This is a genomic window from Parabacteroides sp. PH5-46 (assembly GCF_029892785.1).
Classification (GTDB): domain Bacteria; phylum Bacteroidota; class Bacteroidia; order Bacteroidales; family Tannerellaceae; genus DFXE01.
Window position 1 is genome coordinate 214,523 of record NZ_JARXXA010000006.1, and the last position, 16,019, is coordinate 230,541.

At 44.0% G+C, this 16,019-nt stretch carries 15 protein-coding genes; 10 read left to right on the forward strand and 5 right to left on the reverse strand.

Features of this window, described 5'->3' with window-relative positions; genetic code table 11:
* The first annotated feature begins 47 nt into the window (after positions 1–47).
* From M2470_RS08510 to M2470_RS08525, 4 genes are all read left to right on the forward strand, one after another.
* Complete coding sequence (locus M2470_RS08510) at positions 48–605, forward strand: nuclear receptor-binding factor 2 (RefSeq protein ID WP_280744522.1); 558 nt, start codon at positions 48–50, stop codon at positions 603–605.
* A gap of 1 nt (position 606) precedes the next feature.
* Positions 607–3,054: a DUF3160 domain-containing protein gene (locus M2470_RS08515; RefSeq protein WP_280744521.1), complete on the forward strand. Its 2,448-nt coding sequence runs from the start codon at positions 607–609 to the stop codon at positions 3,052–3,054.
* Complete coding sequence (locus M2470_RS08520; RefSeq protein ID WP_280744520.1) at positions 3,048–3,965, forward strand: CapA family protein; 918 nt, start codon at positions 3,048–3,050, stop codon at positions 3,963–3,965. Before M2470_RS08515 ends, M2470_RS08520 begins: the two co-directional genes overlap by 7 nt.
* A gap of 138 nt (positions 3,966–4,103) precedes the next feature.
* On the forward strand, positions 4,104–4,922 hold the full coding sequence (locus tag M2470_RS08525; protein WP_280744519.1) for an MBL fold metallo-hydrolase: 819 nt from the start codon (positions 4,104–4,106) through the stop codon (positions 4,920–4,922).
* On the opposite strand, the gene nadB is transcribed toward M2470_RS08525, so the two are convergent.
* From nadB to M2470_RS08540, 3 genes are all read right to left on the reverse strand, one after another.
* A complete protein-coding gene (nadB, locus tag M2470_RS08530; protein ID WP_280744518.1) occupies positions 4,904–6,472 on the reverse strand; it encodes an L-aspartate oxidase in 1,569 nt (522 codons plus the stop codon). The genes M2470_RS08525 and nadB overlap by 19 nt on opposite strands.
* 86 nt (positions 6,473–6,558) lie before the next feature.
* Complete coding sequence (locus M2470_RS08535; RefSeq protein ID WP_280744517.1) at positions 6,559–6,927, reverse strand: LysM peptidoglycan-binding domain-containing protein; 369 nt, start codon at positions 6,925–6,927, stop codon at positions 6,559–6,561.
* Positions 6,927–7,415 carry a BON domain-containing protein gene (locus M2470_RS08540; RefSeq protein ID WP_280744516.1) on the reverse strand — a complete coding sequence of 163 codons (489 nt, stop codon included), beginning with the start codon at positions 7,413–7,415 and terminating at the stop codon, positions 6,927–6,929. Before M2470_RS08540 ends, M2470_RS08535 begins: the two co-directional genes overlap by 1 nt.
* A 128-nt stretch (positions 7,416–7,543) precedes the next feature.
* On the opposite strand from M2470_RS08540, the gene M2470_RS08545 reads away from it, so the two are divergent.
* Positions 7,544–8,854 (forward strand): MATE family efflux transporter, encoded by a 1,311-nt coding sequence (locus M2470_RS08545; protein ID WP_280744515.1) that lies wholly within the window; start codon positions 7,544–7,546, stop codon positions 8,852–8,854.
* Here M2470_RS08545 and pncB read toward each other — a convergent pair.
* The gene (gene pncB, locus M2470_RS08550; RefSeq protein WP_280744514.1) at positions 8,844–10,007 is read right to left on the reverse strand and encodes a nicotinate phosphoribosyltransferase; all 1,164 of its coding nucleotides are present in this window, start codon (positions 10,005–10,007) and stop codon (positions 8,844–8,846) included. The two genes, M2470_RS08545 and pncB, sit on opposite strands and share 11 nt — an antisense overlap.
* Before the next feature lie 283 nt (positions 10,008–10,290).
* On the opposite strand from pncB, the gene M2470_RS08555 reads away from it, so the two are divergent.
* Positions 10,291–10,728, forward strand: coding sequence for a DoxX family protein (locus M2470_RS08555; RefSeq protein WP_280744513.1), 438 nt, complete (start codon positions 10,291–10,293; stop codon positions 10,726–10,728).
* Between the two features lie 30 nt (positions 10,729–10,758).
* Positions 10,759–11,511, forward strand: coding sequence for an LPS export ABC transporter ATP-binding protein (gene lptB, locus M2470_RS08560; RefSeq protein WP_280744512.1), 753 nt, complete (start codon positions 10,759–10,761; stop codon positions 11,509–11,511).
* On the opposite strand, the gene M2470_RS08565 is transcribed toward lptB, so the two are convergent.
* Positions 11,508–12,392: a CPBP family intramembrane glutamic endopeptidase gene (locus M2470_RS08565; protein ID WP_280744511.1), complete on the reverse strand. Its 885-nt coding sequence runs from the start codon at positions 12,390–12,392 to the stop codon at positions 11,508–11,510. The genes lptB and M2470_RS08565 overlap by 4 nt on opposite strands.
* Positions 12,393–12,531: 139 nt before the next feature.
* Here M2470_RS08565 and tig point away from each other — a divergent pair, with 139 nt between their 5' ends.
* The 3 genes from tig to clpX all read left to right on the forward strand — a co-directional run bounded on the left by tig (position 12,532) and on the right by clpX (position 15,998).
* Positions 12,532–13,893, forward strand: a complete 1,362-nt coding sequence (tig, locus tag M2470_RS08570) for a trigger factor (protein ID WP_280744510.1) — start codon at positions 12,532–12,534, stop codon at positions 13,891–13,893.
* Positions 13,894–14,084: 191 nt separating this feature from the next.
* The gene (gene clpP / locus M2470_RS08575) at positions 14,085–14,747 is read left to right on the forward strand and encodes an ATP-dependent Clp endopeptidase proteolytic subunit ClpP (protein ID WP_280744509.1); all 663 of its coding nucleotides are present in this window, start codon (positions 14,085–14,087) and stop codon (positions 14,745–14,747) included.
* Between the two features lie 21 nt (positions 14,748–14,768).
* Positions 14,769–15,998: an ATP-dependent Clp protease ATP-binding subunit ClpX gene (clpX, locus tag M2470_RS08580; RefSeq protein ID WP_280744508.1), complete on the forward strand. Its 1,230-nt coding sequence runs from the start codon at positions 14,769–14,771 to the stop codon at positions 15,996–15,998.
* Positions 15,999–16,019: the final 21 nt, after the last annotated feature.

The following is a 16,019-nucleotide window of genomic DNA, read 5'->3' on the forward strand; positions in this document are numbered from 1 at the left end:
ATTGTTTTTTGTACTTTTAGCTCGAATATAGGGACTAACTTGTTGTTATGATGAAGGGTGTTGGTTTTCTCTTTCTGCTGATTGTGGTTTTTTACTCGTGCAAGGGGAGGGAAGTGCCTGTTTGCGAGGGGATGATAGATAATCAGCGGGTGAATGTTTCCTTACAAAAGAAGACTGACTCGGCTTATGTTCTGCTGCTGTATGTGGATGATAAGTTGCACTCCTCGTGGCCGTTGGACTATCCCGTTTATCGTTATGATTCAGGTGATATTACCGGGAATGGGAAACCTGATATAGCTGTGGGAGTTATCAAGCCGACTCGTTTTGATCCTAAGCCGGATAAAAGATTGTTCATCTTCCGGATAACGGATGACTTTTATATTCGTCCCTTATGGCTGGGATCGAGGGTTTCTCAACCGCTGGAGGATTTTTGTATCCGCAGGGATGAGATACGTCACATGGTCTGCACAATCGAAAGGGAACAAAGCGGCAATTACCTGGTAGCCGAATATCGCTGGCGTGGATTCGGACTTGATTTTGAAAGGTATATTGAACGGGAAATACCGCTGAAAAAAGCAAAGAAACTATTACAAGATAATGAATGATATGAAACAAATCTCCTTACTGCTTACGCTTATCCTGCTGCTGCTTACCTGTACGGAATGTAAGAATAAGCCTGCCACTGTACAGCAAAGTGAGCCGAAAGTATCCCCGACTCTTATTTCGGATGAAGAAACTACTCTTTTTTTATTTTCAAGTGAGAAATTGCCTCAGGCGGTAGACCTAAGCCAGGACATCAGCCGTTTCTCTTTTCAGGAGTTGCGATTGCTGTTGAATTACGTATATGCCACACATGGCTTGTACTTTATGGAAGCCGACTTGTATGCCTACTTCACAACGAATACCGACTGGTACGAAGCGCTGACGTATGAATTGTGGGAGAAGGATGAGGATAACTTCCCGCTGGCACATAAGGATATTACCCTCTCGGCAGAGGAGCAATCCTTTGTGGATAAGATAAACAAGCGCCTGAAAGAACTTCAGGCAGACAACTTCACGATGAGGGGAGGAGAGCGTCTCGGAAATGTGGAAAACATTGTCAATATGTTCCAGTTCCTGGATTGCGACTCGTTGTTCATGGACAAGCTGGCCCGGAACAATTTCGTGATTACCTCGGGAAGCAACCTGCAACTTTTCCATGTGTATGAGGAGAACGATTACAGGCAGATCCCTAATTTCATAACCACAGACCTCTTTCTGCAAGCATTCCATATGTATTTTCTATATGCCTTGAAAACGCTGGAAGAATACGAATTTATCCCCACCCTGAGTCAGCTTTGCCTTGGGTTGTATAACGAATGTATGCAGATGGCAGCTACGGAAAGCGATCCGCAACTAAAGTCTTTGGCTGAGTATAACGCAACCTTTTATGCCATTCCGTATTTTTTCCTGGCAAAGGAAAACCTGAAAATCCCGGCAACCTATCAGAATGCCTATCAGACAGAGATAGAAAATATCAACGAGCAAGCGGATCAGTCCTCCGCCTTCTTGTCGTTTACGGAGGCAGAATTTCCTTATAGCTTGTTTAAGCCGCGCGGACATTATACCCGCAAACCACAGATGGAAGCCTATTTCAAGGCGATGATGTGGCTGCAAACGGCGCCTTTCTGCCGGGAAAAAGAAGAACAACTCAAGCAGGCTACCTTCTCAGCCGTATTGCTGAATACAGTTCGCACGGAAGATAATAAGCGCTTGTTTGATTTATATAGCGCAGTTTATGAACCGATTGTTTTCTTGGTTGGGCTGCCGGATAACTTGTCGGTAATGGATATTGCCGCTTTTCTGGAACAAGAAAAGGTAAATAGTCCGAAGGCGGCGCTGGCGGATGAAAATATGGCGAAAGTAAACCATATGTTACTGGAACTTACCAAAGCAAGAAATCAGATCAAGCCGAAGATCGAAATCAGCTGTCCGGATAAGATCAACTTTATGCCTCAACGGTATCTGATCGACAATGATGTGATTCAAAACCTGGTAGATGTAACGCCCGATAGCAAGCGCGCCTATCCCAAAGGGCTGGATGTTTTTGCAGCTTTGGGCTCACAGCCGGCGGATCATCTTCTGAGTGGCTTCCACCAGGAAAAGGAAAACTGGAGCAAGTATCCGGCAGAGATGCAGAAGATGAAGGATAAGTTCCGGAATTATTCCGGCTGGAATAGCTCCGTATATAACAAATGGATTGAAAGTTTGCTTACGTTGCAGAAGCCCGACAAAACCTATCCCGAATTTATGCAAACAAAGGCTTGGGAACTGAAAAACCTCAATACGTCGCTGGCTTCCTGGTCGGAGTTGAAGCATGATGCCATTTTGTACGGAGAGCAACCGATGGCAGCCGAATGTGGCGGGGGCGGGCCTCCTGTGCCGGTGGTCAAAGGATATGTAGAGCCGAATCTTCAGTTCTGGAACAAATTGTCGGACTTGGTATCGCTCACGCAGAACTTGCTGGAGAAGCACGGTTTGTTAACGTCTCCCCTGAAAGGAAAAACAGAGCAGCTTGCCGAGTATATCAACTTTCTTATACAGGTCAGCAAGAAAGAATTAGCAGGTGAAGTGTTGGATGAAAACGAGTACTATACGATAGAATATATGGGGAGTAGTATAGAGTATTTTACCTTGTCGGTAATTGATCCGGAACTATACCTGGACAATTGGACACAGGTGCAGGGTCCCGACAAGTCTATTGCCGTAGTTGCGGATATTTACACGCGAAATGTACCTGGCTGCGAAAAAAACGGCATCCTGCATGTAGCAACCGGCAATGCCAACAATATTTACGTAGTAGTAGAAGTAGGCGGATATCTATACCTCACGCGCGGTGCCACATTCAGCTATTATGAATTTGTTCAGCCGCCGGGAACCCGTCTGACGGATGAAGAATGGCAGCAGATGCTTGAAGAGAAAAAAGAGCCTGCTATCCCGGCATGGATGAAAGACATCATCATCGAAAAAGAACCGAAGGTAGATGAACGGATGTTTTACAGTTCCGGTTGTTGAAGCCTTCTCGCTACATATCAGCCTTTCTCGCCGCAATATTGCTAAGTAGTTCGTGCCGGCAGGAAGCACATCTTACGATTTGTTTTACGGGAGATGTGCTTCTCGATCGTGGCGTACGCGAGCAGATAGAGAAGAAGGGAATCGATTACCTGTTTGCCGATGTTGCTCCCTTGTTTCGTTCGTCTGATGCAGTGGTGGTAAACCTGGAATGCCCGCTTACGGACACAGTTTCGCCCATCAATAAAAAATATATCTTCCGGGCTGATCCTGCCTGGCTGCCTGCTTTACGAAATAGTGGCATTACGCATACCGCACTGGCCAATAACCATTCGATGGACCAAGGGCGCAATGGACTGAAAGACACCTACTATCATTTATCTGAAAGCGGGATAACTGCTTTGGGTTATGGTGAAAATCAGGCAACTGCCTGTGAGCCTGTAATCATTGCCAAGGACGGTATCCGGGTAGCTGTGTTTAATTCGGTACTTGTACCGCTGGAAAACTGGGTGTATCTGGAAGATGAACCGGGCGTATGTCAGGCAACTGCCAAGTCGTTAGCCGCTGAAATAGAGCAGTACAAAGCTGTTCGTCCGACGGATTATATTGTCGTTTTCCTGCATTGGGGACTTGAATATCAGCCGGAGCCTACTTTGCTGCAAAGGAGAGATGCCGCCTGTCTCATAGATGCCGGAGCAGATGCCGTTATCGGGCATCATCCGCATGTCATCCAGCCGGAGAGCAGCTACAAGGAGAAACCTGTCTTCTACAGCCTGGGCAACTTTGTGTTCGACCAGAACAGGCCGGGAACAAACGAAGCACTCCTTGTCCGCTTAGCCTTTCACCGGGATACAATGACCTATTCCACATACAAAGCGGATATAATCAACGGGAAGCCAATACTGAAAAAATAACTCACTTTCGCCTCCGAAACAGGAAGCGAGTTATTTTTTATAGGACACGAGCCGTTTTTTATAGCTCACGAGCCAATAAAATCAGGACATAAGCTATTTTTGCGTGTTAGTTTATTTCCATATTTTTGTAAAAAAACAATGAAAATAGATCTGATTGATACCGGTTTTTTTCTGGCAGACGGAGGAGCTATGTTTGGAGCTATTCCTAAAACCGCCTGGCAGAGGCGTTATCCCTCTAATGAACAGAACGGATGCGTACTAGCCATGCGAACGGCCCTGATAACAACAGACGACGGCAGGATTGTACTTGTCGACAACGGGGCAGGCGATAAACATCTGAAGCAACTGAGCTATTATCGTTTTTTTGATTTAATAGACCTGGGGGAAGCCCTCAAAGAACGGGGAGTACTGCCCGAACAGGTAACGGATATGGTATTAACCCACCTGCATTTCGACCATTGCGGATATACCACCAGGAAAGAAGCAAACAGCGAACAATTAACCCTCTCTTTCCCCAATGCCACCCACTGGGTAAGCCGCCGGCAATGGGAAAACTGCCATCAGCCTACGCCTTTGGAGAAAGATTCGTATTTTGTGGAGAATATTCAAGCCGTAGCCGATGCAGGCAAACTCCGCTTAGTAGCCGAAGATGTCAGCCTCAGTCCCGATATCTCCCTCCGCCTGTACGACGGACATACGCCCGGACAAATCGTTCCGTATATCCGGACGCCTGAACAAACTGTTGTCTTTGCCGGAGATGTGATCCCTCTGGCAGCCAGTGTTTCTCCCGACTGGATCTCAGCCTATGACACCTTTCCCGTCACCTCATACCATGAAAAGCTCCGCTTGTTGGAAGAAGCTGCCCGTGACAAACAATCCATCATCTATTGCCACGATGCCTACACCCACAGCTCAAGAGTAAAGAAAATAAACGACTTTTATAAACCGGAAGGATAATCCAGCGTATAATGCAGCCCACGGCTTTCTTTGCGGTCGATGGCCTGGCGCATGATGAGGTAGCCTACGTTGATCATGTTACGTAATTCGCAAATGTCTTTGGAAGCTACAGACTTCTTGAATAGGTCTTCTGTTTCTTCGTAGCAGATATCCAGCCGCTTCCAGGCGCGTTCCAGCCGGAGGTCGGAGCGTACGATCCCCACATACGTGCTCATGATCTGTCCTACTTCTTTGGCGGTTTGGGTAACCAGAACCATTTCCTCGGAGGCCTGCACGCCGGCGTCGTTCCATTCGGGAATGTCCTCCTGATACGTCAGAGAGTTGATTAGCGGAATACTGTGTTTGGCCGCAGCGTCGGCATATACGACAGCCTCGATAAGTGAGTTGGAAGCCAGTCGATTGCCACCATGCAAACCTGTGCATGAGCATTCGCCTACGGCATATAGGCGATTGATAGACGAGCGCGCGTCCAGATCCACCAGAATCCCCCCGCACAGATAGTGGGCTGCCGGAGCTACCGGAATGTAATCCTTTGTAATATCAATGCCTATCTCAAGGCATTTTTTGTAGATGTTGGGGAAATGTTCTTTTGTCTTTTCTGCGTCTTTATGGGTAACGTCGAGGTAGACATGATCGTCTCCTCTGAGTTTCATTTCGTTGTCAATCGCGCGGGCTACGATGTCACGGGGCGCCAGGGAGAGGCGTTTGTCATACTTGTGCATGAATTCCTCTCCGTCGAGGGTGCGTAATACGGCGCCGTATCCGCGCATGGCTTCTGTGATGAGGAATGACGGACGGTCACCCGGATGATACAAGGCCGTTGGGTGGAATTGCACAAACTCCATATCCTTTACCGTACCCTTTGCGCGATACACCATGGCGATGCCATCGCCTGTTGCCACCAACGGATTGGTGGTTGTCTGGTACACGGCTCCTGCGCCTCCGGTAGCCATCAGTGTTACTTTGGATAAAAACGTGTTGATTTGTCCTGTTTCCAAGTCCATGACATATGCTCCGAAGCATTCGATATCAGGTGTCTGGCGGGTAACTGTTACGCCCAGGTGATGCTGTGTGAGTATCTCGATAGCAAAATGATTTTCGAAGACTGAAATATTGGGATGCCTTTCAATCGCTTGTATCAGGCTGTCTTGAATTTCGGCACCGGTAGAATCTTTATGATGCAGGATGCGGAACTCGGAATGCCCGCCTTCCTTGTGCAGGTCGAAGTTACCCGTCTCGTCTTTGTCGAAATCTACGCCCCAGCTGATCAGTTCCATGATCTGTTCGGGAGCATTCCGTACTACTTTCTCTACTGCGTCGCGGTTGCTCAGCCAGTCGCCGGCAATCAGGGTATCTTCTATGTGCTTCTCAAAGTTATCAGTAATCAGATTGGTTACCGAAGCAATCCCACCTTGTGCAAAATAGGTGTTAGCTTCTTTCAGATTTGTTTTGGCAATCAGAGCTACTTTCCCTTTGCTTGCTACTTTCAGCGCAAAACTCATCCCTGCGATTCCGGAACCAATAACTAAAAAATCAAACCGTTTTACCATCGTTTTGGAGTGTTAGAACGGCAAAGGTAAAAAAAATCGCTTGCTGATATATCAACAAGCGATTTTAATACATTCTTTATACCGAATTAAAGAGGGATGATAATCTTCTGTCCGGGATGGATCAGGTTCGGATCTTTAATCTGATCTTTGTTGGCTTCATATATTTTCTGCCAAGTCATTCCTGGGTATTTCTTCGCAATTTTGCTCAGGTTGTCACCCTTCTTTATTTCATAAATTTCCTCTCCTCCTTCTACAACTTCTATTTTCAATACCATATCTGCAGCACGCATATCGGGATCTATCTCGTCGTAAATCTTCCAGAGCTGGTCTTTCACCATAGCAGTTGCTTCGCCGGTTACGTACAGTACGCTATTTTGTTCAACAACGCTTAGATTCTGCACACCTTTGGCCTCTGCAAAATCAATAAGTTTTTGATATTTTTCTGTTAAACTCATTACTTAATTGTTAGTTGGTTAATAACTTTCTTAGGGTTAGATTCGTTGGCAACTTGCATTACCTTCTGAAGATCTGCACGTTTCACATCGCCTGTCAGGGTTACTTCGCCTTCCTGTACCGCTACATTAATGCCAGCAAAACCGGCAGCCGAAAGGGCGGTTGAAATAAGTTGAGAAATCTCAACATCCGGATTGATTTTCACCACAGGAGGCGTTACGGTAATGTTGTTAGCTACCGATTTGATGTCCTTAACGGCTTTCGCAACAGCCTCGGCTCCTGCTTTGATCTCGTCTGATTCTACGGCACCTGTCAGGGTTACTACGCCATCTTTTACTACTGCTGAAACGGTAGGATAAGCGGCTGTCAATACGGTTTCTACCTGTTGTTGCAATTTAGCGTCACTGGGTTTACATGAGCCTAAAAAGCAAACTGCAAATAAGCTACACAAACATACCAAAACTGTTTTCTTAATTACTGTCTTTTCCATCTTTTTCTTTACGATTAAATTAATTATTAAATACGTTATTAAAACAAAAAATACTTGCGATTTGTTTACGATTGTTATTGTTTTGCATTCAAAAAACAAATGTAGTATATTTCCAATACAAAGCTATAATGATTGACCGGAAAATTCTAAACCTTGCTATACCTAACATTATTACCAATATTACGGTTCCCCTTTTGGGGATGGTAGATACAGCCATCGCCGGACACCTGGAATCTGAACTCTATATCGGGGCCATTGCCGTAGCTGCCATTATCTTTAATTTTATATATTGGAACTTCTCTTTCTTACGGATGGGAACCAGCGGTTTTACGGCTCAGGCCTACGGCAAAGGCGATGAGCAGGAAACCGTTCTTGTCTTGCTCCGTTCCCTGCTGGTAGCTTTTGTTGCAGGGCTTATTATTATTCTGCTCCAGTACTTCATTTTGCGCTTGGCTTTCTTCTTTATTCAGGCAAGTCCGGAAACGCAGTTGTACGCCAGTACTTATTTCTACATATACGTGTGGGCCGCCCCCTTTGTATTGGGGATGTACACGATGACCGGTTGGTTTATCGGTATGCAGGATGCCAAGACGCCGATGTTTGTATCCATTGCAACAAACGTGATTAATATTGGCTTGAGCTTCTTGTTTGTCTTTGGCTTCGATATGCAGCTAAGAGGTGTTGCTTTGGGCTCTGCAGCCGCTCAGTTTATCGCTTTTTGCCTTACCTTGCTTATCTGGAATAAAAAGTATCATCACCTGAAGGTATTTGTTTCAACCCAGTTTATAAAGAATCTAAGCTCGTTTAAACCATTCTTCAAGGTGAATAGTGATATTTTCTTACGCAGTTTCGCTCTGGTATTGGTGACTACATACTTCACTTCGGCTTCGGCCAAAGCAGGTGATACCGTGTTGGCTGTAAATAGTTTACTGATGCAGCTGTTCATCCTTTTCTCTTATATGATGGATGGTTTTGCCTATGCCGCCGAGGCACTTGCTGGCCGTTACTATGGAGCAAAGGATTACAACACCTTGCTTCGGCTTATCAAACGCCTCTTTTTGTGGGGGATAGCCTTAGTTTCCCTCTTTACGCTCGTTTATGCCTTGTTTACTGACAACATTCTGCGTATACTGACTGACAAAGAAGCCATCATACAAGCCTCCAGGGAGTTTCAGGTATGGGCTTTGCTGTTTCCCATTGCCGGTTTTGCCGCTTTCCTGTGGGACGGAATCTTTATTGGGATGACGGCCTCCCGGCAGATGCGTAACTCCATGTTTGTAGCTGTAGCCCTCTTCTTTCTTATCTATCAGATCCTCTCACCCATCTTGGGGAATGATGCTCTTTGGCTGGCCTTTCTCTGTTACCTGGCCATGCGCGGTATTATGCAGACATTCCTTTTCAAGAGGCTGATAGGTAGCCATGTGCGGGCTAATCAATAGACAGTGTCTGTTTGCAGAGCTTAATCTCTTTCAGGTTGCCGGTATGCTTTCCGGGAGTATCCGAAAGTTTGACGGCATGCCGGAAGTGATGGTTCATATCCTGCTTTACTTCTGTTAGTTTGATTACCATATTCAGCGGTGAGGCTCCTACATCGTTGGTGAAGTAAGTGCCTATCCCATAGGCATCATGGATACGCCCGTTTACGTACTGCTTGATCTCCTTTACCCGCTCCAGGTTTAGCGAGTCGCTGTAAACAATCGTCTTGGAAAGGGGATCAATCCGCATCTCTTCGTAGAAGCGGATCGTTTTGTCTGTAAAAGATAAAGGATCTCCACTATCCCAACGGACACCATCGAACAATTTGGCCTGTTTCAGACTGAAAGACTGATAGAAAGCATCTGTTGTATAGGTGTCTGTCAGCGTTATACCCAGGCTGCCCTGATAGACATCCACCCAAGCCTCCAAGGCTTTCATATTGGCAATCCGGTAGCCAAACAGCGCACCATGATACATAAACCATTCGTGAGGCATGGTGCCGATAGGCGTTGTGTCGTACTTCATTGCCAGATAGATATTGCTGGTACCTTTGAATTGTGCCCCTCCGTGTGCTTTAAAGCTGGAAATCACCTTGTCGTGTACATCATAGGAGAAGCGGCGGCGGGTACCGAAATCTGAAAAATCAGCATTCAATTCTTTCAGCTGTAAGGCTTTGTCTACAGCCTTCTTCTCTGCATCCTGCGGACTTACACCCATCATTTGAAAGTACAGTTCCGAAATAATGGCCATGAGCGGCACTTCCCACAAAACCGTGCGATACCAGTAGCCTTCTACCATTACTTCCAGGTGCCCTTCTTCATCTTGCGTGATGTGTACCTCGTCCGGATTATACCTGTAACCTTCGAGGAAATCGATAAAAACCGGGTCGAAAAAATAACACCGTTTGCTGATATATGCTTTTTCCTCCTTTGTCATCCGGAGGGAGGAGAGGGCTTTTACCTCTTCCCTCAGACGCTCGGCAAATCCTTTCGGAAATAAGGTTCCGCCCCGGTTCATAAACTCATACCTTACATAAGCCCACGGATACAAGCGCTGGATGGCCAGCATAACCGAAAACTTATATAAATCATTGTCTGTAAAGTGTTTTATAATCATAATCTGTTACATCTTTTGGATTTATATTCATATAACAAATAAAAAAGAAAAGAGTTGAGAATCCGACAAATACAAGTTTCACTATTTTTCAAAGCGTGAAACTCAAAGTTTCACCCGAGTGATCTTCAAGTATCATTGCGGTGATCTTTAGGTATCATCGTGGTGATCCTTTAAGATCACCTAGGTGAAACTTTTAGTCGTTGGCTCGATATACTTTTATTACAGAACCTTTGTGGAAAGTTTCCGGTTATATAAAGTAGATAATCAATAAAAAACTGATAAAATGAATGCAATTCTCAAATTCTTATTTCCGGTAAAGCCGGATAACACAAACGTTTCCTTATTTCTGCTGGCTATTCGCTTGCTTTTTGGTGTGCTTCTACTAACGCATGGCATCCAGAAGTTCAACAACTTTGAGGCCCTATCAGGTGGCTTCCCCGATCCGCTGGGTGTAGGAAGTGAAGTATCCTTGGTCTTAGCCATACTTGGAGAAGTAGCTTGTTCGTTGGGCTTTATTTTCGGTGCTTTGTATCGTCTGGCCTTGATTCCGATGATCTTTACTATGTGTGTAGCTTTCTTTGTTATACATCAAAATGATCCTTTCGGGCAAAAAGAACTTGCTTTTATCTATTTGGTGGTATTTGTCCTGATGTATATTATAGGCCCCGGCAAGTATGCACTAGACAGATTTGTAGCCATTCCGTTGTCTAAAAAGAAATAAATCCGTTTCTTTGCAGCAAATCTCAGGATTATGGCTGACGAACAACAAATGATTCTCCGGACGGAGGATTTGGTAAAGAAATATAAGACACGTACGGTGGTAAACAATGTTTCCATTCACGTGGAACAAGGAGAGATTGTAGGTTTGCTTGGTCCGAATGGTGCGGGAAAAACAACAACCTTCTATATGACGGTGGGCTTGGTTACACCTAATCAGGGAAAGATCTTCCTGAACGATATGGAAATAACCAAGTTCCCTGTTTACAAGCGGGCGCGTAGCGGAATCGGCTATCTGGCGCAGGAGGCTTCTATCTTCCGTAAGATGACGGTCGAAGACAACATCCGTGCCGTACTTGAGATGACCAACCAACCGGAAGAGTACCAGAAGGAAAAGCTGGAAAGCCTGATTGCCGAGTTCGGATTGGGAAAGGTTCGCAAAAATCTGGGAGACAGGCTGTCGGGAGGTGAACGCAGACGTGCGGAAATTGCCCGCTGTCTGGCCATTGACCCCAAGTTTATCATGCTTGACGAACCCTTTGCCGGGGTAGACCCTATAGCCGTACAGGATATTCAAACCATCGTGGCCCGGCTGAAGCATAAAAACATCGGTATCTTGATTACCGACCATAATGTGTATGAAACACTGAGTATTACCGACCGGGCTTATCTCTTATTTGAAGGTAAAGTACTGTTTCAGGGAACAGCCGAAGAACTGGCGGCCAATGAAATCGTACGCGAAAAATATTTAGGAAAAGACTTCGAACTACGGAAAAAGAATTTCTAATCTTTTTTGAAGCTTTTGTATAATTGATTTATACAGAGGTAGAACAAACCCAAAGTAATAAGTGCAGAAATAGCAAAAGGAAATATCCCTCCTTCGGGTATTTCACCTGAGATGTATTCACTCTCTTTCAGGCGGCTGTTGGACATTCCGATGACAGCAACGGCATTATTGACGAAATGAGCAAAGACCGGAATCCATATATTTTTACTCCAATATAAAAGGTATCCGAAGTAGGCTCCCAGCAACATGCGGGGAATGAATCCGTAAAACTGCAGATGTATGGCACTGAAAAAAAATGCAACAATCCAGATCACCGCATGATGGTTTGCAACCCATCTCCCTACAATGCGTTGCACCGCCCCACGGAAGAAAAACTCTTCTGTTACACCGGCTATTACAGCTATTACAACAAGATTAAAAAGAAGGGTAACCCAACCTTCTCCGGCCATGATTAATTCCGTTAGTGCTTCGGCGGCAGTTTCCATCTCTTTCATCCACTGCTCCAAGGGCCCCAGAAAAGCGGGCAACTTAATAGACTGGTTCAGTAAGCCGGCCAATGTAATAGTGGGAGAGACCAGCAACATGCTGGCAAACGTGAGCAACAGGATTTTAAGGTTGGGAAAATGCCTTATCGAAAGATATCTTTCCGGCCGGTGGCTACACATCCAGGCTACGCCTAAAGAAGGGAGTAGAAATGTAAAAATAGCAGAAAAAAATTGCACCCATCGTAAGGTGTTGGGATTTTGCGTATATCCACTCAGGTTACCGGATAAGGCAACGCCTGTGATAGCTGACAGTATAGAACCAAGTAAGACCAAAGCCAGTAGCAGGAATAACTGGAATATGGCCGGCTTACTTGCATAAACACCTTTTAATTTCATTATACTCTTATAGTTATTAATATCTTCTGCCCAAAGATAGTTAGAAGTTTTTTAACTCAACTATTTGTGATATTAAAAGATTAACTCTAATTTTGCACCCTGATTTCTAAACAAGATAAATAATTAATAAACATCCGGAATGAATATCTCGCTCAAGAACAACGAGGATGCCGTAAGTGGAGTCCTTAAAATAGAAGTGGTAAAGGCAGATTATGCAGACAAGGTAGAAAAAAGTTTACGCAGTTTTCGCCAAAAGGCAAATGTCCCTGGCTTCCGTAAAGGAATGGTACCCATGGGAATGATTAAGAAAATGTACGGAAAAAATGTTCTCATCGAAGAGGTGAACAAATTAGTATCCGAAAGTCTGTACAATTATATACGGGAAAATAACCTGAATATCTTAGGAGAACCATTACCCAACGAAGCCGAGCATCAATACCTTGATTTCGATGATGAAGAAGATTTTAATTTTCATTTCGATATAGCGTTTGCTCCGGAAATAGATATAGATCTGACCAAGAGAGATAAAATGAACTATTATCAGGTGATAGTAGATGAAGATATGGTCAATAAGCAAATCGAATCCTATTGTGCTAATTTCGGAACATATGACGATACCGATGAGCCTGTAGAAGAAAAAGATTTGGTGAAAGGAAAGGTTACGGAATTGGAGAACGGCGCACCGAAAGAAGGTGGTATCGCATTGGACGATGCTCTTCTGATGCCGATGTATCTGAAAGAAGCCGACGAAAAGAGTAAATTCGTAGGTGCGAAAAAAGGCTCGGCAATTGTCTTTAATCCGGCTAAAGCCTATGAAGGTGCTGAGGCGGAAATCGCTTCTTTCCTGAAAGTGGAAAAATCAGAAGTGCCTAATATTAAGAGCGACTTTAGCTTTGAAATAACAGAAGTAACCCGTCATAAACTGGCTGAAATAAACCAGGAACTGTTTGATAAAGTATTTGGAGACGGCATTGTAACTACGGAAGAAGACTTCAGAAGTAAAGTGAAAGATTCGGTTGTTGAGCAATTCACTCCGCAAAGTGATTACAAATTCCAGTTGGATACTCGTAAGCTATTTCTTAAAAAGGCTGGCGATGTAGCTTTTGCCGACAACTTACTGAAACGTTGGTTGCTGGCTTCTGATGAAAATAAAACCGAGGAACAGGTAGACGCAGAATATCCGCAAATAGTTGAAGACCTGAAATATCACTTGGCAAAAGAAAGCCTTGTCAAGAAAAACGACATCAAAATAGAAAATACAGACATCGATATTTATGCCAGACGCATAGCGAAAGCTCAGTTTGCACAATATGGTATGTACACCGTTCCGGATGATCTGCTGGACAATTACGCTAAGGATATGTTGAAAAACAAACAATCTCTACAGAGCGTAATCGACAAAGCCATAGAGGATAAGCTGTCTGCCTGGTTAAAAGGAAAAGTTAAACTGGAAACAAAAGAAGTTTCGGTAGATGAATTTAATAAACTTTTCGAAGAATAATTAACAGCTGATTAATTAGCTGCATTACAGCGAAAAAGGATTTCTCTCCAAAAAAAGCGATAGCGTATAACAAATTACTTGTTTCTTTCAGAAATTTATTTATAACTTTGTTATCCGTTTTAAAAAAAGGGGGGGAGAAATCCTTTTTTTTGCGCTTTTTGAAATTTATTTATATTAAGAAGGAGTTGACAATGGAAGACTTTAAAAAATATGCAACAAAGCATTTGAGGATGAACAGTAATACACTGGATAGTTACATGAACATTACCAGTAGTTATATTTCACCAACAATTATAGAAGAACGTCAGTTGAATGTGGCACAAATGGATGTGTTTTCACGTTTAATGATGGATCGTATCATATTCCTTGGCACGGATGTGAATGATTATACCGCTAATGTGATACAGGCTCAGTTATTATATTTGGATACAAGCGATCCCGGAAAAGATATATCAATCTATATCAATTCACCGGGTGGAGTAGTGTATTCGGGCTATGGCATATACGACACTATGCAGTATATATCCTGTGATGTTTCCACTATTTGTACCGGTATGGCTGCCTCTATGGCATCTGTATTACTGGTAGCAGGGACGAAAGGCAAACGTTTTGCTTTGCCCCATTCACGTGTTATGATTCATCAACCGATGGGTGGAACACAAGGCCAGGCTTCGGATATCGAAATCGTGGCTCGCGAGATTATTAAAATGAAGAAAGAGTTATATACTATTATAGCCGACCACTCCGGACAGCCATACGAAAAGATAGAAAAAGATGGCGACCGCGATTATTGGATGACAGCTTCCGAAGCAAAGGAATATGGCATGATAGACGAAATTTTAACTCGTAAATAACCGAAAAGAACTAACTAGTTTATGGCCAAAACAGACGATACGTGTACGTTTTGCGGAAGAAACAGCCGGGATGTCAATATGCTTATCAATGGCATCTCGGGCGCTATATGTGATGATTGTGCTCAACAGGCATATGAAATAGTAAAAGAACAAACTCCGACGATAAAGAGTTCTTTTGGGCTGAACCAGAAAGAACTCCCTAAGCCGGAAGATATAAAAACGTTTCTGGATCAGTATGTGATCGGGCAAGACGATGCCAAACGCTATTTGTCTGTATCTGTTTATAATCATTACAAGCGATTATTGCAACGAGTTACATCCGATGATGTAGAGATTGAAAAGTCGAACATTATCATGGTAGGTGCAACAGGTACCGGAAAAACGTTATTGGCGCGTACAATAGCTAAGCTGTTGCAGGTGCCCTTTTCAATAGTAGATGCTACCGTTTTAACCGAAGCCGGCTACGTAGGAGAAGATATCGAAAGTATTTTGACTCGCTTGCTGCAAGCCGCAGACTATGATGTGGATGCAGCGCAACGAGGCATTGTATTTATCGACGAAATTGATAAAATCGCACGCAAAAGCGACAATCCTTCCATTACCCGTGACGTAAGTGGAGAAGGTGTGCAACAAGGCTTACTGAAATTGCTGGAAGGCTCTATCGTCAATGTACCTCCTCAAGGAGGCAGAAAACATCCTGAGCAGAAGATGATTGCGGTAGATACTAAGAATATTCTGTTTATATGTGGCGGCGCGTTTGACGGGATAGAAAAGAAAATAGCCCAACGCCTGAATACACGTGTAGTAGGCTTTGCTGCCAACAAAGAAACCAGCCAGGTAGACAGGAATAATCTGTTGCAATATATCACTCCGACAGATTTGAAAGCGTTTGGGCTGATTCCTGAGATTATAGGTCGTTTGCCTATACTTACTTATCTGAACCCGCTTGACAGGGCGACCCTGAGAAATATTCTGACCGAGCCTAAAAATTCAATAGTCAAGCAATATCAAAAACTGTTTGATATGGACGGTATCAAGTTGTCGTTTGATGAAGACGTATACGAGTTTATCGTCGACAAAGCCTTAGAATTCAAATTGGGAGCCCGTGGTTTGCGCTCTATAGTAGAAGCTATAATGATGGATGACATGTATTGTATGCCATCACAAAATAAAAAGGCGCTTCATGTTACGTTAGCATACGCAAAAGATAAATTTGAGAAATCGGATAGAAATCGCCTGTTGATTGCGTAGGTGTAATGTGCTTAAATTTTT